Source organism: Ponticoccus litoralis, assembly GCF_039769985.1.
GTDB classification, from domain to species: domain Bacteria; phylum Pseudomonadota; class Alphaproteobacteria; order Rhodobacterales; family Rhodobacteraceae; genus Ponticoccus; species Ponticoccus litoralis.
In genome coordinates this window covers 2,524,582-2,547,021 of the sequence record NZ_JBDNCH010000002.1, presented here as the reverse complement: position 1 = coordinate 2,547,021, position 22,440 = coordinate 2,524,582, and the positions used below count along the sequence as shown (strand labels likewise).

18 protein-coding genes and 3 pseudogenes are annotated in these 22,440 nt (G+C 61.9%); 6 read left to right on the top strand and 15 right to left on the bottom strand.

Translation table 11 applies throughout. The features are described 5' to 3' along the window. The first annotated feature begins 2 nt into the window (after positions 1-2). Both ABFB10_RS13705 and ABFB10_RS13700 read left to right on the top strand, forming a co-directional pair. Positions 3-524, top strand: coding sequence for a phosphatase domain-containing protein (locus ABFB10_RS13705; RefSeq protein WP_347166939.1), 522 nt, complete (start codon positions 3-5; stop codon positions 522-524). Positions 525-1,040: 516 nt separating this feature from the next. Next, the gene (locus tag ABFB10_RS13700) at positions 1,041-1,757 is read left to right on the top strand and encodes an inositol monophosphatase family protein (protein WP_347166938.1); all 717 of its coding nucleotides are present in this window, start codon (positions 1,041-1,043) and stop codon (positions 1,755-1,757) included. On the opposite strand, the gene ABFB10_RS13695 is transcribed toward ABFB10_RS13700, so the two are convergent. From ABFB10_RS13695 to ABFB10_RS13675, 5 genes and pseudogenes are all read right to left on the bottom strand, one after another. Continuing rightward, positions 1,736-2,362, bottom strand: coding sequence for a glycerophosphodiester phosphodiesterase (locus tag ABFB10_RS13695; RefSeq protein WP_347166937.1), 627 nt, complete (start codon positions 2,360-2,362; stop codon positions 1,736-1,738). The genes ABFB10_RS13700 and ABFB10_RS13695 overlap by 22 nt on opposite strands. A gap of 233 nt (positions 2,363-2,595) precedes the next feature. After that, positions 2,596-3,675 carry an ABC transporter ATP-binding protein gene (locus tag ABFB10_RS13690; RefSeq protein ID WP_347166936.1) on the bottom strand — a complete coding sequence of 360 codons (1,080 nt, stop codon included), beginning with the start codon at positions 3,673-3,675 and terminating at the stop codon, positions 2,596-2,598. Between the two features lie 10 nt (positions 3,676-3,685). Continuing rightward, positions 3,686-4,543: an ABC transporter permease gene (locus ABFB10_RS13685; RefSeq protein ID WP_347166935.1), complete on the bottom strand. Its 858-nt coding sequence runs from the start codon at positions 4,541-4,543 to the stop codon at positions 3,686-3,688. Positions 4,544-4,625: 82 nt separating this feature from the next. Then, positions 4,626-5,162 (bottom strand): annotated as a pseudogene (locus ABFB10_RS13680) (ABC transporter permease); the annotation flags it as partial. Between the two features lie 279 nt (positions 5,163-5,441). Next, positions 5,442-6,599, bottom strand: a complete 1,158-nt coding sequence (locus tag ABFB10_RS13675) for an extracellular solute-binding protein (protein ID WP_347166934.1) — start codon at positions 6,597-6,599, stop codon at positions 5,442-5,444. A 191-nt stretch (positions 6,600-6,790) separates the two neighbouring features. Between ABFB10_RS13675 and ABFB10_RS13670 the strand changes: the two genes are divergently transcribed. Together ABFB10_RS13670 and ABFB10_RS13665 are read left to right on the top strand one after the other, a co-directional pair. Next, positions 6,791-7,960 (top strand): MFS transporter, encoded by a 1,170-nt coding sequence (locus tag ABFB10_RS13670; RefSeq protein ID WP_347166933.1) that lies wholly within the window; start codon positions 6,791-6,793, stop codon positions 7,958-7,960. Between the two features lie 212 nt (positions 7,961-8,172). Beyond that, positions 8,173-8,426: pseudogene (locus tag ABFB10_RS13665) on the top strand (hypothetical protein); the annotation flags it as partial. Between the two features lie 364 nt (positions 8,427-8,790). Here the strand turns inward: ABFB10_RS13665 and ABFB10_RS13660 are convergent. The 4 genes and pseudogenes from ABFB10_RS13660 to ABFB10_RS13645 form a co-directional block, all read right to left on the bottom strand. Continuing rightward, positions 8,791-9,187, bottom strand: a pseudogene (locus ABFB10_RS13660) ((R)-mandelonitrile lyase). 50 nt (positions 9,188-9,237) lie between these two features. Next, on the bottom strand, positions 9,238-9,999 hold the full coding sequence (locus ABFB10_RS13655; RefSeq protein ID WP_347166932.1) for a carboxymuconolactone decarboxylase family protein: 762 nt from the start codon (positions 9,997-9,999) through the stop codon (positions 9,238-9,240). Between the two features lie 76 nt (positions 10,000-10,075). Next, positions 10,076-10,513 carry a cupin domain-containing protein gene (locus ABFB10_RS13650; protein WP_347166931.1) on the bottom strand — a complete coding sequence of 146 codons (438 nt, stop codon included), beginning with the start codon at positions 10,511-10,513 and terminating at the stop codon, positions 10,076-10,078. Between the two features lie 67 nt (positions 10,514-10,580). Continuing rightward, complete coding sequence (locus ABFB10_RS13645) at positions 10,581-11,657, bottom strand: alpha/beta hydrolase (RefSeq protein WP_347166930.1); 1,077 nt, start codon at positions 11,655-11,657, stop codon at positions 10,581-10,583. Between the two features lie 179 nt (positions 11,658-11,836). Here ABFB10_RS13645 and ABFB10_RS13640 point away from each other — a divergent pair, with 179 nt between their 5' ends. Next, complete coding sequence (locus ABFB10_RS13640) at positions 11,837-12,733, top strand: LysR family transcriptional regulator (RefSeq protein WP_347166929.1); 897 nt, start codon at positions 11,837-11,839, stop codon at positions 12,731-12,733. A 1,223-nt stretch (positions 12,734-13,956) separates the two neighbouring features. On the opposite strand, the gene ABFB10_RS13635 is transcribed toward ABFB10_RS13640, so the two are convergent. The 4 genes from ABFB10_RS13635 to ABFB10_RS13620 all read right to left on the bottom strand — a co-directional run bounded on the left by ABFB10_RS13635 (position 13,957) and on the right by ABFB10_RS13620 (position 19,003). Further along, positions 13,957-14,946, bottom strand: coding sequence for an ATP-binding protein (locus ABFB10_RS13635; RefSeq protein WP_347166928.1), 990 nt, complete (start codon positions 14,944-14,946; stop codon positions 13,957-13,959). Between the two features lie 82 nt (positions 14,947-15,028). Then, complete coding sequence (locus tag ABFB10_RS13630; RefSeq protein ID WP_347166927.1) at positions 15,029-17,188, bottom strand: Mu transposase C-terminal domain-containing protein; 2,160 nt, start codon at positions 17,186-17,188, stop codon at positions 15,029-15,031. Next, on the bottom strand, positions 17,185-17,925 hold the full coding sequence (locus ABFB10_RS13625; RefSeq protein WP_347166926.1) for a hypothetical protein: 741 nt from the start codon (positions 17,923-17,925) through the stop codon (positions 17,185-17,187). The genes ABFB10_RS13630 and ABFB10_RS13625 overlap by 4 nt, the downstream gene beginning before the upstream one ends. A gap of 907 nt (positions 17,926-18,832) precedes the next feature. Further along, a complete protein-coding gene (locus tag ABFB10_RS13620) occupies positions 18,833-19,003 on the bottom strand; it encodes a hypothetical protein (protein ID WP_347166925.1) in 171 nt (56 codons plus the stop codon). Between the two features lie 321 nt (positions 19,004-19,324). On the opposite strand from ABFB10_RS13620, the gene ABFB10_RS13615 reads away from it, so the two are divergent. Further along, entirely contained in the window at positions 19,325-19,843 is a 519-nt protein-coding gene (locus tag ABFB10_RS13615; protein ID WP_347166924.1) for a DUF4760 domain-containing protein, read from the top strand. 12 nt (positions 19,844-19,855) lie between these two features. Here the strand turns inward: ABFB10_RS13615 and ABFB10_RS13610 are convergent, their stop codons facing one another. Then, complete coding sequence (locus ABFB10_RS13610) at positions 19,856-20,995, bottom strand: hypothetical protein (protein ID WP_347166923.1); 1,140 nt, start codon at positions 20,993-20,995, stop codon at positions 19,856-19,858. Continuing rightward, positions 20,992-22,095, bottom strand: coding sequence for a COG3904 family protein (locus ABFB10_RS13605; protein WP_347166922.1), 1,104 nt, complete (start codon positions 22,093-22,095; stop codon positions 20,992-20,994). The genes ABFB10_RS13610 and ABFB10_RS13605 overlap by 4 nt, the downstream gene beginning before the upstream one ends. Positions 22,096-22,440 lie beyond the last annotated feature (345 nt).

Below are 22,440 nucleotides of genomic sequence, written 5' to 3'. Positions count from 1 at the left end.
TTATGACCAAAGCTGCACCGACCCCTTGCGTGGTATTCGATGTCGATGGAACGCTTGCCGAATTCGATGCCGACCGCCTTGGACACCTCGTGCATGGCGCGGAAAAGCACTGGGACGACTTCCATGCAGCCATGGCCGATGCCGCGCTGATCGCCCCGATCGCCCGGCTGATGCACCGGCTCAAGGCAAGCGGCGAAACGATCCTGATCTGCTCGGGCCGACCCAATGGCTGGGCCGCGCACACCATCGCCTGGCTGCGCAAGCACGACCTGCCGTTTGACGGCATCTACCTGCGCTCCGAGGACCAGGACGCCGCCACCGACCCCGAAGTCAAGCGCCGCGCGCTGAAAGAGATGCGCGACGACGGCTTTGATCCACTGGCTGGTCGTCGACGACCGCAGCTCGGTCGTCGAGGCCTGGCGCGGCGAAGGCCTGGTCTGCCTGCAATGCGCCCCCGGCGATTTCTGACTGCACGCGCCCTGCCAAGGCCTTTGTCCCGCGCGGCGGGGCAAAGGCAGGGGTGATCCTGTCCGGCAAGCCGGGGTTCATGCAGCCCCTGCCACGCCCCCGCAACGCTCTGGTGGCGCGCCTCGGCCCTGGCAGGAACCCTTGGCTCAGCCAGCTCGACCGGCCTGTCGAAGAGGACGCCTCCGGACAACGCGTGCCGCGCGGACGGGAAAACAGGGCATCGAGATCCGCCGGGGCGTTCCATCCGCGTGGTCGGATGCGCTGGTCGCGGACCCGGCGCCCGCACGACGCCGGTGACACGGGCGCCCATGCGGCTGAACGCATCTGTTCGTTCCCTTCTCCCCCCTTCCGCCCTGTCATCAAAGGTTCACTTGTGGCGCCTGGCCAGCCGCGACAGAGAGAGGCCCGACCAACGACAAGTGGAAAGCCTGCAATGCGCCCTCCCCAGATGACTGATCTTGCCACCCTTCTGCCTCGGGAGGCCTCCGACAGCCTGCGCGCCATGGCGCGTGCCGCCCTTGCCGGTGGCGAAACCGCCAGCAACAGCATGGCGCGTCGCAGCGCGGCCAGACATGGTTCTGAAGGGCCGCCACGACTACCAGACCGACGGCGACATTGCCGCCGAGGCCGCGATCCTGACGGTGCTGAAAGAGGCCTTCCCCGGCTGTGGCATTCGCGGCGAGGAAGAAGTGGGCGACCGGTCCGCCGAGGACGACCACCCCACCTTCGTCATCGACCCGATCGACGGCACCACCAACTATGCATGGGGCATCCCCCACTTCGGCGTGGTGATCACCCGCATGGACCGGGGCGAGGTCACGGCGGGCATCACCTATGACCCCATGATGGGAGAGGTCTTCGCCGCCGAAAAGGGCAAGGGAGCCTGGCTGAACGGTGCGCCGCTGGATGCGCGCGGCATGTCGGACGTGGAAAACACCGTGATCGGCGCTGGTCTGCCGGTGCGCGGCGAGGTGCGCAGCGTACCGGAAGACGTTTATCACGCGGCACTGCGGCGCGCGATGGACCAGACATCGGGCGTGCGACGGCTGGGGAGCTCTGCGCTGTCGATCGCCTATGTCGCGGCGGGGCGCCTTGACGGGTTCTTCGAAGACGGCCTGTCCCTGGTCGATTATGGCGCCTCGGTGCTGATCCTGCGCGAGGCAGGCGGCATCGTCACGGGCTTCGACGGGGGCGAGATCCGCGATCCCGGCGCCATCCTCGCGGGCAGCGCCGGGATGCATCCCTGGCTTCTGCAGGGCTTCGCCGATCAGGCTGTCAGCGCGGCGTAAAGCCCTTCGGGGTCGTCCGTGGTGATCTGGTCGACCCCCAGTCCCAACAGCCTTTCACACAGCGCGACGGCCTGCGATGTTGGCCGTTGCACCGTGTATGCATCGATCCGGCAACCTTCGGCGTGGAAGGCCCCGATCATGTCGAAGTCGCGCGACAAAGCATCGAGGATCAGCCGAATATCCAGGTAGATCATTCGCGCACGGCCCGCCTCGGCCATGGCGCGCGCCACGAAACCGGCATTGTCGCCCGACACGGCCAGCGCCTCGCGCGTGCCATTGTGGCAGGGATCGTGGCCCAGCTGCATCCCGGGCAGTGCTTCCGCCAGCCGCCCGACCGCCGCCGCATCCCCGCCTGACAGGATCATGTGGCGCTGCACCGGGGCAACATCGCGGGCAAAGGCGGCAATGTCGGCATCGGTCAGCGTGGCAGAGGTTTCCTTCAGGTCCAGCTGCAACAGGGCGCCGTCTCCGATCGTGGCTTGCGCAATATCCTGGCAGAGATCGCCCAGCAGGGCGACGGGCACGCTGGTATCCCGGCCTGCGTTGTCGCGCAGGGTCAGCGCGCGCAGCCCCTCGGCCAGACGTGTCGGCCACCTGACCGGCACCGGTCGTGGCCCGCTCGAGCCCCTCATCATGCAGGACGGCGAAACCGCCACCCGCATGAGCCCGCAGATCCACCTCGACCGAGGCGCCAAGGAGCATACCCTCCAGGATGCGGCGCGGATCGAATTCGAAATCCGCGCCTGCCCTACGGCCGCGATGCCACTTCAGCCAGGTTTCCCCGGCGGCGTGCGCGATTCTCACGGAAGTGCGGCCCGCCGCTTCGGACCCATTGCCCTCAGACATGAGCCACCTCACGCAGGCCGGCGCGTTGATCGGGCCGGACCTCTGCGAGTTTCACCCCATCCCGGAAGAGGGCCACGTGGGAGGCCGAAAGGCCAACCTCCTGCCCCGCCTCGAACGCCCCCGAGGGCGGGCACATCGCCTTCAGCCGGGCGCCATCCTCCAGCACGATGTCCAGCAGCAGGTGCGTGCCGTAATCGGTCTGCCGGTGGACGCGGGCAGACATACCGGCGCTGCGTCCCGGGGAGACGGTCAACGCCTCGGGGCGGATCGCCAGTTCGATGGGGCCATTGGGCACCACGGCCTCGACCGGAAACAGCGGATGATCGGCCCGCCCGCCGCGCATGTCGCAGGCCGGGAAGTTCATCGACCCGATGAAACCCGCGACAAAGCGCGTCTCGGGAGAGCGGTACATGCGGTCGGGGCTGGCCGCCTGTTCGATCTCACCGCCGCGCAGCACGATGATACGGTCGGCCAGCGCAAGCGCCTCGTCCTGACCGTGGGTGACGAAGAGCGTGGTGATCCCGAGGCGTCTCTGGATATCGCGCAGTTCCTCGCGCAGGCGTTCGCGCAGGTGCTGGTCCAGGCTGGCGAAGGGTTCGTCCAGCAGCAGGATCTTGGGTTTCAGAACCAGCGCCCGGGCAATGGCGACGCGTTGCTGCTGGCCACCGGACAGCTGCCAGACACGGCGCGCGCCGAAATCGCCGAGACCCACCAGGTCCAGCGCCTCGGTCACCTGGCGCCGGATCTCTGCCTTGGGCAGGCGGCGCAGTTTCAGACCGAAGGCCACATTGTCCGCCACGGACATGTGCGACCAGAGCGCGTGGCTCTGGAACACCATGCCGGTGGGGCGCTTTTCGGGGGGCACGTCGGTCACGTCCTCTCCGTCGATCAGGATGGCGCCGCGCTCCGGCGTCTCAAAGCCGCCGACCATGCGCAGCACGGTGGACTTGCCTGACCCGGACGGCCCCAGCAGGCAGACCAGTTCGCCATCGGCCACGTCCAGCGACAGGTCGGCGATGACATCGGTCCCGTCGAAGGACTTGCCCAGGTTCTTGAGTGTCAGTTGTGCCATTTCAGTTTCCTCACACGCCGAAGCCCTTGGCAAAGGATGCGGACCCGACAAGACGACGGGTGAACATCAGCGCGATGAAGCTGGGGACCCACAGAAGGACCGACAGCACCGCACCATATTGCACGACGATCTGATTGTTGATGTAGGTGATCATGAGCACCGGCATGGTGCGGATCTCGGGCGCGCCGATCAGCCAGGCGCCCTCGGTTTCATAGAAGGTGCCGACGAAGCTGAGCAGCACGGCGGCAAAGATGGTCGGGGCGGCCTGCGGCAGGCTGACCGACCAGAATACGCGGATCGGCCCGGCGCCCGCGTCCCGCGCTGCCTCTTCCATCGCGCGGTCGACGTTCTGGAAGGCCGCGACGGGGATCCAGATCATCATCATCAGCGTGCCGACCAGCTGGATCAGCACCACGCCCCAGAAGGTCGAGATCAGCCCAAGGTTCAGGAAGATCCCGGCGATGGCGACCAGCAGGCCGAATTTCGGAAAGGCATGGGAGGCAAGGAAGGACAGGAAGAGCACGTTCTTGCCCGGGAAATCCATCCGCGCAAAGGCATAGGCCGCAGGCAGGCAGATCAGCGCGGACAGCGCGGTGACCACCAGGGACAGCCGGATCGACAGGGACATCGCGCCCCAGACATCGGGTCGCGACAGGGTCGCCTTCCAGAAGCGCAGGCCCCATTCCTGGGGCAGCAAGCTGGGATAGCGCCAGACCTCGGCAAAGGCCCAGATCGCCACGACGACCAGTGGCACCACCACCACGATGCCAAGCAGGACGGCCAGCAGAAGCCCTACCCAGTCGGGGCGGCGGGTCTTGCGGCTGACCACGGGAGGTGCCGTGGCAAGGGAAGTCTCTGCGATGGTCATCGGTACCGTTCTTTCGGTTGCGCGCAATGGAGCGGACGTAGAAGGCCCCGAAGACCGCGCAGATGGCAAAGGTGATCACCGCCTGGGTGACGGCCATGCGGGGGTCCATGACCTGTCCGAAGGTTCGTTGCATGAAGGGGCCCATCATCTCGGGCGAGGCGGGTCCGAGGACGTAAGGAAGCGTGAAGGCCGAGAAGATCGACAGCACGGTGAAGGACAGCACCACCAGCACCGCGTTGCCGATCTGCGGCAGGATGATGTGGCGCAGCACCGCCAAGGGTCGGGCGCCGGCATCCCGCGCCGCCTCGACCGCGTTGTCGGACACCGCGCCCAGCCCTGCGACCAGCATCAGGGTGGTCAGCGGGATGTTGTCCCACACCAGGCCGATGATTGGTCCCCAAGGGGTCAGGTAAGGAGAATTGATTTTGGGCAGGCCAAGGGCGTTCAGCACCAGGTCGACGCCACCGTTGGGGCCGATGGTGCGGATCAGCGCATAGGCCAGGATGACCGAGGGCACGAACATCGGGAACAGCGACAGCCCCTGCACCACGGCGGCAACGCGGCTTTTCGCGAAGCGCAGGTAGAGCGACAGCGGCAGGCAGATCGCCAGCAGCAGCATCGCGCAGACCGCCGTGACCCACAGCGTCAGCCAGAGGTTCGCCAGCGAGTAGCCATCACTGAAGAAACGCACGTAGGTGTCCAGGCTGAACCGCGTGCCGCTGTCATCGGTACGCAGGATGGTGCGGCTAGATGGCATTGAAGATCGGGTAGATGATGAGCCAGCCAAGCAGGGCGACCGGCACAGAAACGAGAAGGAGGCCCGTAAGCCCCCTTCCGTTGCGTCGTGCCGTGCCGCCCGCCCGGACCCTACCCGCGGACGAAAGATCGGTCATTGCACTCAGCCCCGCGAAATGCCGGGCGCGACGGTGCGGTACCAGCCGTCGTTGATCGCCGCATCCCAGCCCCCGCCCGGGAAAGTCGGGATGGTGGCGGGGATGACATCGGCGTATTTTTCGCGCAGGGCGGGATCGACGCTGTCCCAGGTCACGCCCGGGAAGCCACCCAGTTCGGTGATGATCTTGGACTGGACGTCCACCGACAGGACATAGGCCGCCAGTTGCATGGCAACGTCCAGGTTGGCCGCGTTGGTCGGGATGGTGATGCGGGAGAACCCACCGCAAAGCGCGAGATCCTGAAGCTGCACCAGGCCGGTGTTTTCCGGCAGAACGCCCATGGTGATCGACTGCAGCACCTGGTCGGACCAGACGGGGGTCATAGTCACGACGCCCTGGGCCAACAGCTGGATCGACTGGGTGTTGCCCGAGGAATAGGAACCGCCTTCGTAGAGGCTGGGCGCCAGGCCGTTCAGGATGTCCCATGCGCCCGGCAGCGTCTCTTCCGCGTAGGTGTCGGAGTAGTTCATCAGGGTGAACTTCTGAGGATCACGGCCATTGGCCTCATGGATGGCGCGACGCACGAAGTTGCCACCCGAACCGCCCTTGTCGGGGCGATTGTAGATGAACTGGCCGGGATTGGCGTGGATCCAGGCAGTCATCTCGTCCCAGGTCTTGGGGGCATCTTCGGCCGAGACCTTGGAGGCGTCATAGGCCAGCAGGACCTGGCTGCCGCGATAGGGCAGGTCGAAATCGGTCTGTTTGGCGGCGGGGTTGACCTTGTCCATGTTGTCGATGCCGGCGGTGGCAAAGTTGACCCACAGGCCCGCATCGATCGAGCCTTCGGTCTGATCGGGGGTATAGGCTTCGAACAGGTCGACCTGGGGGTCGTTGTCGGCGCCCAGTGCAGCCATGGCGCGGTCGGCCATCGCGCGCAGGCCGGCGTTGTCACCGGCATCCACGACGCGGACGCGCGCATCGCCGTTCACCGCCTTGAAGCCGGGCAGAATCACGTTGGTCCAGAAGTCCGAGATGTTGCTGTCGGAGCCGGTGTAGACGTTGACGAAACCATCGGCGGCCAGCGTGATGCGGGGCAATGCCAGAGCGGCGGTCGAGGCAGCGGCAGTGCCGAGGAAGGCACGGCGCGAAAGAGGGAGGGACATGGGAGCTCCTGCATGGTCATCGGTCCCGCCGGATGAGTTCGGCAGGCTTGAGAGCCGCGCTGATAGGAGCGAAATATTACGCTTTTGTAAGTACTTGATGACGGTTTGATGATTTTGCTGCGCACCGCCGCGATGGATTTTGACAGCGGCCCGGAAAACTGGTCAGGCGGGTCGATCCCCAAGGAAAACCCATGACGACCCGCCTGACTCTGCCCCTGTTCACCCTTCCTGCCAGCATCTTCTTCGCCAATGCGCTGCTATACGTCACGCTCTTCTCGCGCCTGCCAGAGGTCTCCGCCGCCCAGGGCATCGGCCCTTCGGCGCTTGGGCTGGCGCTGCTGGCACAGACCGCCGGCACCCTTTTGGGTTTTCCGGTGGCCGCCCGGCTGGTCGAGAGGCTGGGGGCGCGGCGCGTGGCAGGTGCAATGCTGCTGGCGGCGCTGGTCCTGCTGCCGCTGGCCGCCTCGGGCGTCATGGCACCCGGCCCGATGGGGCTGGCCCTGCCGCTTTTCGGCTACGGCATCGCCATGGCGATCATGGAGGTCGCCAAGAACCTGATCGCCGCCCGGATCGAAGAACATAGCGGTCGCAAAGTGATCTCCCGCAGTCATGGCTTCTGGTCCGCAGGATTGTTCGTGGGCGCGCTTCTGGGCGGACGGGCCGCCGATGCGGCGCTATCGCCCAACCACCAGATCCTGCTGCTGGGCGTTGCCTGCCTGCCGCTGATCGCGCTGTTGCTGCGTCATCGGGATGCGGCCGCCCCGCCGGTGCCGGATCCGGGCCCGCGCTTCGCCCGGCCCGATGCGTTTGTCCTGTGCCTGCTGCTGCTTGTCGCGGGATTCAGCGTAACCGAAGGCGTCGTCTATGACTGGTCGATGTTCTACCTGCGCAATACGCTGGAGCTGGACGCCGTGATGGCCGCCCGCATCTATGCCGCCTTCACCCTGGGCATGTTCGCCGCGCGGATGATCGGTGACAGGTTGCGCGCACGGGTGTCGGTGCCGCTGCTGCTGCGCAGCATGGCCATCATCTGCCTGGCGGGACTGTTGCTGAGCCTGGTTGCGCCCGGCCTCGGGCTTGGGGCGCTCGGGCTTGGGGTGGGCTTTGCGATGATCGGCGGCGGTGTCGCGCTTGCGGCACCGGTTGCCACGTCGCTGGCCATGAACCACCCGACCCGGTCCCCGACGCGAACCATGGCGGCCTATTCCCTGGTCTCGCTTCTGGCACTTTTCGCGGTGCCACCGATGCTGGGAACGCTGGTGGAAACCCAGGGCGCCGCCAGCGCCTTCACCGTGGCCATGCCCCTGCTTGCGGTGGTTGTCCTTTTTGCCGGTCCGATCACCGCCCGGATGATGCGCTAGACCGTAATCGAACCGGAATACTGGACCATCACCGGCAACGTCGGGCGAAAAAACCGTTTGCAGCGATACGATGGATGCAGCCAAGAGCGGCTCAACCGTCTTGAGCCGTACCCTGGCTCACTCCTTTGCGTTGGTGAGGGGCTCTGTTGCACAAATCCCGCGTGGGATTCATCTCGTGAATCCAGCCCGGTATCTGGGGCGCATGAACAGCCTCACCCCCGAACTACAAGACCGGGTACTGGCCAGCCTACAATGAAGCGCTCAAGCGCCGGGGCTCGCTGACGATCTCCTGACCGGCAGGGCATTCCGAAGGAATGTCCCGGGAGGTTGGTTCGATCCCGAAATGATCCGGGAGGCCGCGCAGACAGGCAGGCGCGGCCGCCAGCAGAGCTACAGCGATGCGGCCATACTGACGTGCCACTCGATGAAGGGGCTGATCGGCACAGTTCATCGCGATCTGCGAGGGGGACAGAGAAGGCCAAGTAATCAACCCGAATGAGGTTATCGATTTCCTGCCGGATGATCGCGGCGCAGGCACCGTAGGGGCTGCGTGATGCGCAGGTGTGGGACCTCAGCCGGAAGCGCCGCTGCTCCCGGCCCACTCCTAGCGTTCATAAAAGTCGCCTTCGCTGCGGAGCAGCCTCACCAGACCGGCCATTCGCCGTGGTTGCAAAGCCGAGGCATAGGCGAACTCACGCTCGGAGTTACTGGACGTCCGTCGATGGCGTCTCAAAGCAAACCGTCGCTCACGCCCAGGTCTCGGAGCGTCGGAACTCGGCCTTGCAGTCGTCGCCGCGCCGCCACCACAGTATGTGGCCGCGCGGTTGCCTTCAGCCGGCGTAGTCCGCATCGGAAACCTTCTCCAGCCAAGTCACCGGCGTGCCATCAATGCTCTCCTGAATGGCGATGTGCGACATGGCGGTATGGGGCGATGCGCCGTGCCAGTGTTTCTCCTCGGCGGGGAAGAAGACCACGTCGCCCGTTCTGACCTCTTCGATCGGGCCGCCTTCGCGCTGGACCCGGCCGCGTACCGAAGGTGATGATGATGGTCTGTCCCGCCGGATGGGTGTGCCACGCGGTGCGGGCGCCGGGCTCGAAGGTGACATGGGCACCGCTGGTGCGACCCGGCGCGTCGGCTTGGAACATGGGGTCGATCCGCACGGTTCCGGTAAAGTAGTCCTCGGGACCGGGGGCGGAGGGCGTGCTGCCAGCTCGGATGATCTTCATGGAATGTCTCTGTTAGTGAGGCGGCGAGGCAGTGCCCGCGCCGCAGGATTTCAGTCTGCGCGGCTCTCGAACACCTGCCGCGCCACGGGCATCGCGGCAAACACCACGGGCCAGCCTGCGTAGAAGGCAAGATGCGACAGCATCGCGCCTGCCTCCTCCTGCGTCAGCCCGTTGTCCATCGCGCGGTTCAGGTGAAAGGCCATCTGCTCGGCTTGACCGGCGGCGATCAGCGCCGCGACGGTGACCATGCTGCGGTCGCGGGGCGCAAGGGCCGGGCGCAGCCAGAGGTCATTGAACAGAATATCGCGCGTTGTGTCGACGACGCCGGGGCTGACATTGGCGAAATTGGACTGGACCGTCTCTTCCCGCGCCGCCTCGGCCTCTTCGTCCAGCGGCAGCAGGTCGGGGTCGAGGGCGGGCAGGTCTTCGGCGGTCACGCCGCGCGCCTCATAGACCGGGGCCATGGCCTCGGCTGCCGCTGTGGCGTTGCCCCAGCCGGTATAGAACGCGAGATGGGTGATGGTTTCCGACAGCTCCGCCGGGGTCACGCCCGCGTCGAGTGCCAGTTCGGTATGCCAGCCGAGAGTGTCCGCTTTGTGGTGTGTGACCAGCGCCGCGAAGGTGACCAGCGCGCGGTCGCGCATCGAGAGCGTCTCGTCGGTCCAGACCGCGCCGAAGAGGTCATCCCTAGCATAAGCAGCGAGGGCCGGAGCCACCTTGTCGGCGGCGGCAGGCAGCGTGCGGGAAAGATCCTGCGCCGAGGCGGCTGTGCTGGCGAGAACGAAGGCGGAAGCAATGATCCGGGTTTTCATGCGAACATCCTAGATATCGGTGAAGTGGCGATGGGGCGGGGACCGATCACGCCGGTCTCAGCCGCCATAGTCCTCGTCAGAGACCAGCTCCCCCCATGTCACTGCCGAGCCGTCCTGAACCGCCTGGATCGCGTAATGGGTGACGGAGGTTCCGCCCGTCGCGCCGTGCCAGTGGCTTACCCTTGCCGGGGCAAAGACCACATCGCCGGTGCGCATCACCTGCCTGTCCTCGCCTTCTTCCTCGGTACCAGCCGGTTCCGGCGGTCACGATGAGGTACTGGCCCACGGGATGCGTGTGCCACGCCGAGCGGGCGCCGGGCATGAAGGTCACTTCACCTGCGCTGACCTCGTTCATCCCGGGGCCGAAGACCGGCGCGACAAAGACCGTGCCGGTGAAGGTCTCGGGGCTGCCGATCTGGCCGCCCCGCTCGAGAGGCGTGGTCTGTGTCATCTGCTGGGCGAAGGCTGCCGGGGCGGCGAGGCTCAGTGCAAGAGTGGCGAGGGTCATTTTCATTGGGGCGTCTCCATGATCTGGAAAGGGCGATGAGACCTGCCCCCGCATTCGGGGGCAGGCCCGGGACTTACGCGAGATGGCCTTCGAAGAACGCCTGAAGTCGGTCGAAGGGTATGATGTTCTTCTGGTCATAGAGATCGCAGTGATCCGCGCCGTCGATGATCACCAGTTCCTTGGGGTCGCGGGCCGCGGCATAGGCGTCTTCGCTGAAGTAGCGAGAATGCGCCTCGGACCCCGCGATGATCAGCGCCGGGCGCGGCGATATCTCATGGATGTAGGTGAGCTGCGGCATGTTCATGAAGGACATGGCCGAGGTGACGTTCCAGCCGCCGTTCGAGTTGAGCGAGCGCGGGTGATAACCGCGGTCCGTCTTGTAGTAGGCGTGATACATGGCGATTACCGGGTTATCGATGCCATCCAGCGTGCCGGGCAGGCCACCGGCCAGCTTCGGAGCCTCGTCCGAGGCGGCGTCTTCCCAGCGCTGCAGGCTCATGGCGGTCAGCGCCTCGGTGCGATCTTCCTCGGTCATCGCATCGAAATAGCCGCGGGCGTTCACCCGGCTCATGTCGTACATCGAGGTCACAGCCACTGCCTTGACCCGCTTGTCGGGCGAGGCGGCGTTGAGCGCCATGCCGCCAAAGCCACAGATGCCGATCATGCCGATGCGGTCGCGGTCCACTGCGTCCTGCAGGCCAAGGAAGTCAACCGCGGCCATGAAGTCCTCGGTGTTGATGTCGGGCGAGGCGACGTAGCGCGGCGCTCCGCCGCTTTCGCCGATGTAGGAGGGATCGAACGCCACGGCGGCAAAGCCGCGCTCGGCCATTTCCTGCGCGTAGAGGCCCGCGGCCTGCTCCTTGACGGCGCCGAAAGGGCCGACGACCGCAAGCGCCGGAAGAAGAGCGTCGCCGCGGTCTTTTGGTAGGTAGAGATCACCCACCAGCGCGATGCCGTAGCGGTTGGTGAAGCTGACCTTGCGGTGGTCGACGCGGTCGCTCTGTGGGAAGGTCTTGTCCCACTCGGTGGTCGCCTGCGCCAGTGCGGCCTCGGCGCTCAGCGAGGCCATGCCAAGCGCAGCGGCGCCCATTCCGGCAGTCAGCAGCAGCTCGCGGCGGGCGGGGTTTTGGGGAACGGTCGGGGTGGTCATCTTAGGAACTCCGGTTCGGATGTGTCGTCTGCCCTCCAATCTGGAGCTGCCCCCGGGGCCGGATAAGCCCGCCTGGCCTTATCGTTGCTATGAGCTGGATTCATGCATGGGCGGCGCATTTCCTTTGCGTCAGGCTGTTCGGTGCCCCAGAACACCGCGAGCTACAGAAGGAGCGCGCCATGGACCGTGAATTGCTCGGCGATCTTTCGACCCTGCTCGCCGTCACCGAAGAGGGCAACTTCACCCGCGCCGGGCACCGTCTCGGCGTGTCGCAATCCGCCGTGAGCCACACAATCCGGCGGCTCGAAGACAAGATCGGCGTGCGGCTGCTCAACCGCAGCGCGCGGAAGGTGACCCCCACCGATGCGGGCGAACAGCTTCTCGCGGCGCTGCGCCCCAGCTTTCAGAAACTCGGCAACCGCATCGAGGAAATCCGCTCGCTGGGCGAGCGTCCGTCGGGGCTGGTGCGGGTGACCTCCAGCGTGCCCGCCACCCGCGACATCCTCTGGCCGGTGGCCTCGCAATTGGTGCGCGATTATCCCGACGTGCGCATCGAGATCAGCAGCGAAGGGCGGCTTTCTGATCTTGCCGAAGACCGCTTTGACTGCGCAATCCGGCTCGGCGAACACCTGAGCCCCGACATGATCGCAGTCCCCGTCGGGCCACAGTTGGAAATGGCGGCGGTCGCCAGCGCCGATTACCTCGCGCGGCGTGGCACGCCGAAGCACCCCGACGATCTCGACGCCCATGACTGTATCCTGATGCGGCACAGATCCGACGGGCCGGTCTATGACTGGGAGTTCGAGATCGAGGGCACCGAGGTGGTGAAGAAGCTGACCGGTCCCTTCATCCTGAACGACCCCGGCCTTGTGATGGAAGCGGTGCGGGCTGGTCACGGGCTCGGCTACCTGCCGCTGCCGGAAGTCCGCGCTGACCTCGATACCGGACGTGCGCGCAGGGTCCTCGCGGACTTCTGCCCGCCCTTCGACGGTTACCATCTGTGCTACATGGGGCGGCGGAATCTTAGCTCGGCTCTACGGCTTTTGATCGACCGGCTACGTTCGGCAAGATCATGACATGTGTTCATGAAAGTGTTCTTCAGGTCACCAGAAAATGACGCCGTCGCGCGGCTCAATCCGAGGGTGCGACGCCGAACCGCTGTTCGCTGCCAGCGCTGGCGCTCAGGGGGCATTGTAGCAGATCAAGCCGTCTGATCTGTCGACCGACCGTCGGAAAAGGGCTTGGCTCGGTCATGCGGCGATGCAGAACAACCCTCGATCTTGGTCCGCTCCGAATGTCGGCTTCCACCTCTTGTGGGTGATTGGATCGTCGCCGCCGCGAATGTCTGCTCCCCGCCCTTCGCGGACAGATCATCATGCAGCGCCGGACGTGAGTGGGGACTACGCCCCCTTGAAGCAAACCATTCGCTCCCAAGAGCGATGGCGCCTCGTGTATTCGTATCTGGTGTTGAGCCCAGCAGCCCAGGAAGCCCCCTGGAGGCGTCACTCAGGTCTAATCTCGCGCTGATGGCGAGCAAGAAGCGCGACCAGTCTTCTACCGGAAATTACCTTCTGGCGCTTGAGGTGTATGAGGCCCCGTTCGACCGGATCGAGGTCAACGTCGTCTCCACAGACGCGAGCAATGCTGTCAGCGTAGACATCTGATGCTGTGACGGGCACCTGACAATTTCTCTGACGCTGATATCGGCTGAGGATCGTAGCGACAGCTTGCGTCGGCTTAATGGTCTTCATCGGAGTTCCCACCGCGTCTCAGCGACCTCGTGTCCAAGGTCCCACCATCGCAAGCCAGCCCCACTGCGCCATGCTCAGGCTCTTACAGGGAGGGCACAACGGTCCTCCGCCAGATCCGCCGCTTCATGCCACGAACCCCACATCCCCTTCCTACGCGAAAGGCGCCGGAGCGTCTGCCCCAGCGCCTCTATCAGCGTCCTTCAGAGCGCAGCCCAGGGGCACCAGGCGGTACGTTTCGCCCTTGACACCCCTTGCGCAGACTTATGCTTCCGTTTGCGCATTCATCTGCTTTCTCTGACTTCTGCAGTCAGAGAAAGCAGATGAATGCGCAAAATCAATCACTTCCGATTCGGCGCAAGGAATCCATAAACATTTTCAAAAACTTGCCGGACGCGATTTCCAGAGTAAAAGAAAATGCCTGCGCAGAAACCAAAAACCTAAGCAGCATCAGAGGCTTAGCCCGCGCGGGCAACCGGGCGCCAGAATCCATGCATGAAAAAACCCGCGCCGAAGCGCGGGTTTCTCGAAGACTGAATTGTCCTGGAAGATCAGGTGCCGATGGCAGCCCGGAACGGCTTGTCCCTCCGGAACATCCTCTCGTAGCTGTCATGGGTGAACGGCGTCGCCAGCTGGTTCATTCCGGTTTTCTCACACCAGGCCGCCACGAAATCCGACCGCTCAACCACCCCTTCCCTCCTGGCAACGGCAAGTGCCACGGCATCGACGACCATGTCGATGACCAGGCCCCACCGGAATGCACCGGCAGTCGCAAGGCGGTGCAGGAAATCTCCCGTCGGTAGGCCGGCATCTACTTTGAGCCCCGCGCTGATCGCGTAGCTGCCAACGATCTCGTTGAGGGTTTCGTAGTCCTGTGCCGGATGCCCGGGCGCACTGCTCAAATCGATTTCCTGGAACTCGATCCTTGTCATCAGCCGATCGAGTTGTGGCTCGCGCTGCACGTAGTCACCCAGTTCCGGCACGCCCGAAAGGATCAGCATTAGCGGCCAGTCGTGTGACTTCATGAGCGTCTTGAACGCATCCAGGACGCTCAGGACCTCGGCATCCGACTTTCCGCGCATGATATGCTGGGCCTCATCGTAGTAGATGCCGATGACGCCCTGGAGCTTGGCCTGCTTGATGACCAGATCCCAGATTTCAAACTGGGTCCGGCGGGTCTTGTTCGTAATAGGATAGCCCAAGGCGTGCAGCGTCTTGCGGCCAAGGTCCTTCCAGCTCCCTTTCGCCTCCAGCACGCAGCTTGCAAACCGCGCATCCTTGCCGTCCGGCATGGGAACAGCGCTCTCGTTGAAGCGGTTCAGCATGTCCGAGATCTCGACCGTCTTACCCGAGCCAGACAGCCCCGTCACAAGGAGGCTGCGCGCCTCGAAGCCCTTGCCAGACTGCAGACGCCCCAGGTGGCGACTGAAGAGCTGCGCGAAGGTCTGCTGAAGTTCCTCGCCCCTGGCGAGCGGGAAATGACGCTGCGCCAGGTCCGCATTCAGGTTTGCCAACGAGGGGATGATGAAGGGGTTGGTCACAGTTTGCTATCCTTGATGTGGCCGAAGGTCATGGTCTTGATGTCGTCAGGGTCTGGCGCCGAAGTGCTCACCTTCCCTGGGGCTACATCCGTCGGTCCAGCGGACTCCGGCGAAGGTGCGCTTGCCCTGGGAGGCGTCGATGCGGATGGCGGTTTGGACGGAGCCGTACCGGTACCGGGCGTGCCGGCACCACACCCGACGCGCGTCCCCTGCTCATGAGCTGCCCGGGAGCAGAAGTGGCGCCGATGTAGGCGGCGGGGCGCGTTTCGACCTGAAGCAGTTCGCTTGCGCGAGCCTCGAGTTGCGCGAGTGTCGGGTAGCTCGACGGATCGCGTGAATCCGGGAAGAAACCGGAGTCGCGCGCGCGACGCGCGCGAGCTTCTCTCAAATGTCGGTCATGCAGCTCACGCAGCGTCGGGTTGGATCTCGACGCTGCCTCCATGATCTCAATGGCCTCCTCGAGCGATTGGTCTTTGAAGACAGTCATGCTCAGCTCTGCCTCCATGACCTCCTCCACTCCCTCGGCGGTGACATAGACCTTGCGGAGGTCGTCGGGGTCGAGATGAACCGTAACCCGCTTGGACTTGCCATCATCGAAGCGCACGAGCTGGCTCGAATTGAAGGGGATATTGAAGGCCCGAACGCCATCTGAAGTCGTGGTCGCAATGACCTTTGCGCCAAGATGGAGACACCTGTCACGCTGGGAGGGCGCCTCGATAGCGCCATATCGCTTCTGCGCTTCCTCTCGCTTCTGGCGTGGGGTCGCCCCGTTCATCCCGGTGCCGCGATGCGGTCGGAAGGGATACTCGTCGATGAAGTACCGCGTGATGATGCCGTAAAGCTGATCATGGCTGAGCTTGGCAGAATTCTTCGGGTCGTACCCGGCCAACTCTCCAGGACGACTGCCCGTGTACCCAGGCAGGGTATTGAGCACCTGCCACTGCAGTGTCCCGAACACCCGTTCGACCACTTGCTTATCCAGGGGCTGGTAGGCACGCGCAGTCATGACGCTCATGCCCATACCAAGTTGGCTGGCATAGACATCGGCATTTCGAGTGGCGGTACCATTGTCGGCCAGGCTGAGGCCCAGCCGCACGGGAGGCACTGGCTCCTGCTTGCATCCGTACCGGACCTTTTCCTTGGTCTTGTCCCGCGTCGCCATCCGAAGCAGCGCTTTGGTATGGTCGGCGTCTGCTGTCTCGGAGATAACCCAACCAAGCACCTCGCGGGTCGCGACGTCGATGATCAGGTGAAGCCAGCAGCGTCGGACCTCGTTGTCCGCGAGCTCTTGTGGTGCCTGCTTGGGATCGATCACCTTCGCTCTGACGACGCCGTCGCCGGAGGTGAAGATCGACAGCAGGCACTGATCGGTTTCGAACTTCTCACCGAACGCCAGGGCGCGCACGTCCGTTGAACCGGGCCCCTTTACGTTCGTCGCGTGCCGCTTTCCGCCCCGACCGATAACGCGCACGACTTCCGAGATGGCCTTGATCCTGCTTCGGATCGTCGTGATCGTCGGAAAACTGATACATTGCGCGATCTCCTGGGGAGAGCGGTGAAACTCCTCCTTCGCCTGTGCATAAAGATCGGCCAGCTTCGGCTTCTGTGGAACTAGCCAACAATCCAGCACGAAACTGATGAACCGCTCCTGCCAATCCCAGAGCCTGGGTTCCCGGCGTCCCTTCTTGTGATCGCGGTCGGCCAGAACCACCGGGTTGCGATCGAAGCGATGATAGACATCATGATAGCTGGCGAGAGTACGCCCCTGAGGAACATCAAAGCCGGCGGCCAGTTTGCCGCCCCGCCGAGTTCTGAGGAAATTGAAACCGGGTGCGATCCTATCAGCTCGCTCCAGCACAAGACGGCGATGCTTCCCGGCCTTGTCCATGGAGCGCTGAGTGAGTTTTTCGCCCTCTTCACGTAGCGCGTCCTGGGCCAATACGAGGGCCAGACGGCCCTGCACGATACGCTGGGTCTCTTCCGGAAACTGCTCCACGCGTTCAATGCCGCCGGTGTACTCCAGAAGGGCATACCTCTTCTCTGCATCCGCCGGCTTGATCACCTCGCAATCCCGCTCCCGGATTGCATCGTCGACCCGTTCAACCGTCAGGCTGAAGCACTCACCGCTGTCGAGACACCGCACCGCATATCCGCTCTCCTCGCGAACCGACACCATCAGTTCGCGGCCATCCAGCTTCAGGATGGATCCCTTGGGGATGTTGTAGAGCGGCTGCGAAGTCATGTGTTCAGAGCGACGCGGGAGGGGTAGTCGATGACCCCATGCATGTCCGTCCAGAGCACATTCTGGCCGATGAGCCGCATCGCCGCCTGGTAACAGCGCCATGGTTCCATGTCGCAATTCGCGATCAGGTCGCTCAGATACCAATAGCTGGTATTGCGTGCGGCATCCTCGACGAGCGCATCCGCGTCATCGTCCGACACCTGCAGATAGTCCCAGATACGGCGAAGGTTGTCGCGATAGGCCCGCGTGTAGTCATCGGTGCAGACGACCATGCAGTCGTCAGCGAAGTCCTCGGTGACCGCCGCGAAGATGTCGTCGATCTCGTCCTGGGTTTCGCGCTTCGCCAAGCTCGTCGCGTTGCGCACGAAGACCGCGCGCCGGTACCCATCCTTGAAGGTCAGCCGCAAGTCGAAATGATGGGGGTACACTCCCCTCTGGCGACGGCAATAGTAGTAAACAGGCGCAAGCTGCACTTCCAGCCCATAGAGTTCGGGGCTGCGAAGGGCATCCAGGGTGACGGCGTATTCGGACTCGCCATCATAGTGGTAGACCTGCCGGATGCCGCCCGTCATCGGCGTTGCGATCGCAACCGACACCCGCTTGGCCGTGTCGCTGCGGGTCAGCGGATTGAGAGCACCAGCATAGGGAAGCACCCCGTGGATCGGTGCCACCACCAGGGCTGGCTGTTTCTTCTTGGGTGCCGGTTGGTCCTGCAACCAGTCTTCGTAATTCGACATGCCGTCTCCATTCCCGGAAACGAGGCGTTTCCGGAGTAGTCATATTTTCATCCTGGAGCTCAGACCGCGCTTGCCCGGACCGTTTTCGGCCTCTAGCTTGGCAAGTGATACACGGGCGATCTTTGCCCCAACTTCCAGTGCGCGCACCCGAGGGTGCGCGTTTTCTTTTGCGCAGGACGTGGCCCTCATGGACCGCCGACCTTGCACAAGGGGAAGGTCCGCGAATCCGCTGAAAATCCAAAACAGAAAAATGCGCCCGGCCTTCAAGGCTCTTGCTGAATTGGAATCAACCCCCTGAAAATGCGAAAAAATATCCTCCAAATTTTCTTCAGACGACCACTTCAAGGGCCATCGGCGTCACGCTCCCGGGGCCAGCGCGACGAGGGCGGACATGTTCTCGCACGGTGATGATCAGGACATCGCGAGAAGAAAGTTTCCACGCTCCCTGCGGACGAGCAGCCATGGCGTAATTTCGGTAGCGGCCAGATCTCGCTTTGGTTGCACGCCGTGCCGCCGTCGACGCTGCCGCAACAAGTCGCACACCCAAGTCGCCCACGACGGACGAACCTATGAGCGAGGAAAATCCGGAGGTTTGAAGATCGGGCAGTTTGTACCCATGGTGGCAACAAACTCGCTTGCGAGTAAACCCGACGCCCTATCCGTTTCTTGCGAAGTGGCCTGACGAGCCGCTGAGACCGCAAAATGCAGACGTTCGCCAGGCACGAGTTACGATGGACTGCCGGATGCCAACGACGCAGACCGCGGCGTACACCGGGCGGGGAGCGGACCTTCGCTGCTTCATGTGTCAACGTCTTGATTGGGTGAAGCGTCGTATCAGGGTCAACCTCCTTCGCGATGTGGACATCTACTGTAGAGCGGTTTTCGGCAGATCGACCCGAGTTGCGGTCTATTCGCGCGCTGCCTGAACGACACCCTTTGACCGCAGACAACTCGATCCGCCAGCAACCAAGCTAAGGACTTGACTGCCGACCGTATTTACCGCTTCATTCCCAGAATCGAAATCGTTCAAGCCTTGTGAAATGTTGACGAAGTTTTCTGTCTCATTGATGTTGGTCATAGGCTCGCCCGCGGTCGCACAGAACAATGAAGAGTGGGTTGTCACCTCTGATCAAGCCAAGTGCATTTTGGAACACTCCTCTCAGTATCTGGCGGTGGGCTCACCTGTGGTCATAATCGTCGCTCCTGCATGTCCAAACCCTGATCCTTATGTCGGCGCTCTCAAACAAAGAGGCAATACGAGTATCGGGAACGTCAAAACTCGTGCCGACAACTCACCCAATAACACTGTGATCTCCTTCACCTCTGAGGATTTCAAATGTCTGTCGAGCGACGTTATTCGCATTGAAGGTGACATGGCATACATCCCCAAGAGAGACGTATGCGATCGCTGAACTTTTGGAAAAGCCTATCGACTATCGCGGCGAATGTGACGGTCATCGTTTCTCTTGTGATCGCTGTGTACTCCTACCGCTATCAGATCGATCAGTCTAAGCGCGAAGTGGCCATGGAAATGGCGAGTGGCATGGATTCAGGAGAAATGTTTGCCGCCCAGCGCAACATTTCGATCGAATTGACCAAGCTGAAACTTGGCAGGTTTGATATGGCAATCGAAAGGTCGGCGATTGCTGGGATCGTAGCAAACATGGTTGAGGTGAGCGACGATCCAGCCGGGATGCAGCAGGATATCATCGCCATCATAAGCTTTTTTGACGAAGTTGCGATCTGCGTCCAGTCCGGGCTTTGTGACGCGGATGTGGTGGCGGGAACGATTGGTGAGTCCGCAACTCGTTATGCCTGTCTATTACTTCCCTACACCCGAGAGATCAGCAAAGAACTCCTATTGGATGACCTTGGGAGCTACCTTGACGATCTGATTAAGTATGAAGAGAACTGCTGACGTCGAGGCAAACTACCCGGCACAGTTTTTCATGGCGAGGTCGATCAGTCTGCTGTCGAATGTCTCACCCCAATAGAATTCCATGACTTGGCTTTCCGCGAGCATGACGCGGGATTGTTCGCGAGGGATCAAAGTTATCCCAGTCGCTTTTGGTAGAGATTTGAGAGCCTCTACTGACACAGACATCATCACCACAGCTCTTTCTCCGTCAGCACCAGAGTTATACATAGTGCCAATATATTCTACCCCAAAAGAATTGCCGGCGATTTCAACACTGGAACCATCAAACCTGACTTCCATGTTGTTGATGGGATAGCAGAAATTATCATCACAAGGGTCTCCGTCGGAATCGACTTCTGTAAAAGAACGCCCAATGACGTAGACGCCAGAGTGGCAGAATGCCGACAGGACACTGTCTGACTTCTTAGTTGGGCGAGTGCTTACCGCCAAGCCGTTTCCGAATTGGATCAACTGCCATTTGCTGTCGTTCTCGACAGAACTGGCAACATTCAGTTCTCCGGCCAACTTCGCGTCAACTTCGAGACGTTGTCCGAGTGGAAGTTTCGAAAGTGCGGCGTATAGTTCAGGGCTTACATCCATTTCCAAAAGGAAATTCACGAATACACCGATTTCCATCTGTTCCTGAAGCCGGTCTTCGCCCGTAACACTTGCATCTATAGACGCAATCATTTCCGAGCCTTTGATTTTTTCAAAAGCGAGATCGCCGGTCATTTGATGATTAAATGTCTTGAGCCCAACCGTTCTGTTCTTACCCCCTAAGAAGGCCAACGCGCAAGGTCCCAGACACTTGCCACCTTCGACGGGTTCGTGCCAAGCGTCGAAATAAGCGCGTGACATCCCAATCATGGTATCGACGCCGTTGGCTCGAAACGCCCGAGAAAGCTCAATCGCAGCGCTGGCGTCGCCGCCCTCGGAGTGGAGCATGACGGTGCCAGCGGCACCTTCCTCGTCAAGAAATTTCGCAAATAGTGCCGGCGTGTCGGCGGTAATAACGCCCTCAGCGACCGTCCAGGCACAGCCCACGTAGCAGTTTCCTCCGTTACTAACCTTCTTAAATGTCATGTCTTCTGCTTGAGAAGGAAGACACGAAACTACGAACAAAATCGAAGCTCGGAAGATCGTTCGGATCATACGCAATTCCTCAAGACGATATCATTCAGTTCTTGGGACATGCCTGACGGCAGTGCGGATGCGACAAAGCTTCCCCAAAAGTTCACGAGCGGAATATACGCATGCCCCGGCCAGAAGTAGAGGTGGTCGGCACCCACAGTCGCTTTGAACTCGCGGGCACTCATGGTGAAGTCGAAATTGACGTGGTAACCGCTTTCAGGTTCGGACAAAATTTTATTGAATCTTAGGTCGAGATCGAAGCTTTTATTTTCGCCTGTGCTGGTCTTGTCGGGATATCTCAACTCGCTTGAGAATTTGCTTACCATCGACACGAAATAGTCCTCAGGCGTTCCTTGTGCGTACTGGCTGACAAGGTTCCCGGAACCATCTGGCGAACGGTTCAAAATCTGTACGTGAACCCTGCCCTTCTCTCGCTTCAAGCAGAAGAACCGCAAACCCTTTTGCTCATCATACGACCGTGTCTCAAGCATCAAGCCCGAAGCAAGTGGAAGAATTGACCACGGGCTCATATCGCGCGGATTGTCGATGATCCTGGTCCGCTCCGCATAGTCTTTCGTGACGAAGGCAAAGGAATCCGGTGGAGCGGAGGAGGCGTACGAATATAGCTCCGTTGATACGTCCATCTCGACGAGATAGCTGATCAATTCACCAACGACGTATTGGTCTCGCAGCCGATCGGCTATGCCAAATTCTGCTTCATCCTTATTATAAAAAATGTCTCGGTCAAAAAACTGGTGAAAGCCCAGCTTGTCCTCATCCGATAGATGACGGACTTTTGCGCCAAGAAAAGCATAGGCGCAGGCTGACAAGCACTCCCCCTCAAGAACTTGAGATGTGCTATCCCCGTACTCTGCCAGTGGTTCTGTATTCCCGATACTGATACTGACAGAGTGAGATCGGAACAACCTTCCAAGCTCCAACGCTGCCGCGAGGTCTCCTCCTTTTGAGTTGATTACTATAGTTGAGCCGAACTCTAAGTTCTGCTCCTCACCAAAGTACTCACGGAAGCGATGAGGCGTGTCCGGGGTTATTTCGCCTTCCGCTGCAAACCAAATACAGCCTGCGCACCTACCCCCGTTTGATGTTTCCCGAAAGTCCATTGGTTCTGCGTACGCAGATGGCGGTCCAACCATTGCAAGCAAGGTAGCTGAACCGAAGAGCCTCAACGCATTGAACATAAGAACTTTAACCCATTTTGCGGCTACATAACTCTTCGAGGTTACGTCCTACGCACAGAGCGTCAAGAAGAACATGGAAAGACAGACAGGTAGACGAAGACTTTCCGTAGATTAGGACGAACAGTTTGATGCAGCTTCGATAAATGAACAATCCGAGGATTTCGACGGGTGCGTCAGTGCAACCACTGACCTGCTCCCCTTTGAGTCCGCACTTATAGGTTTGGCCCGCTGCCGTTTTCGTGGACACGAAGATAAGATCGTGACCAT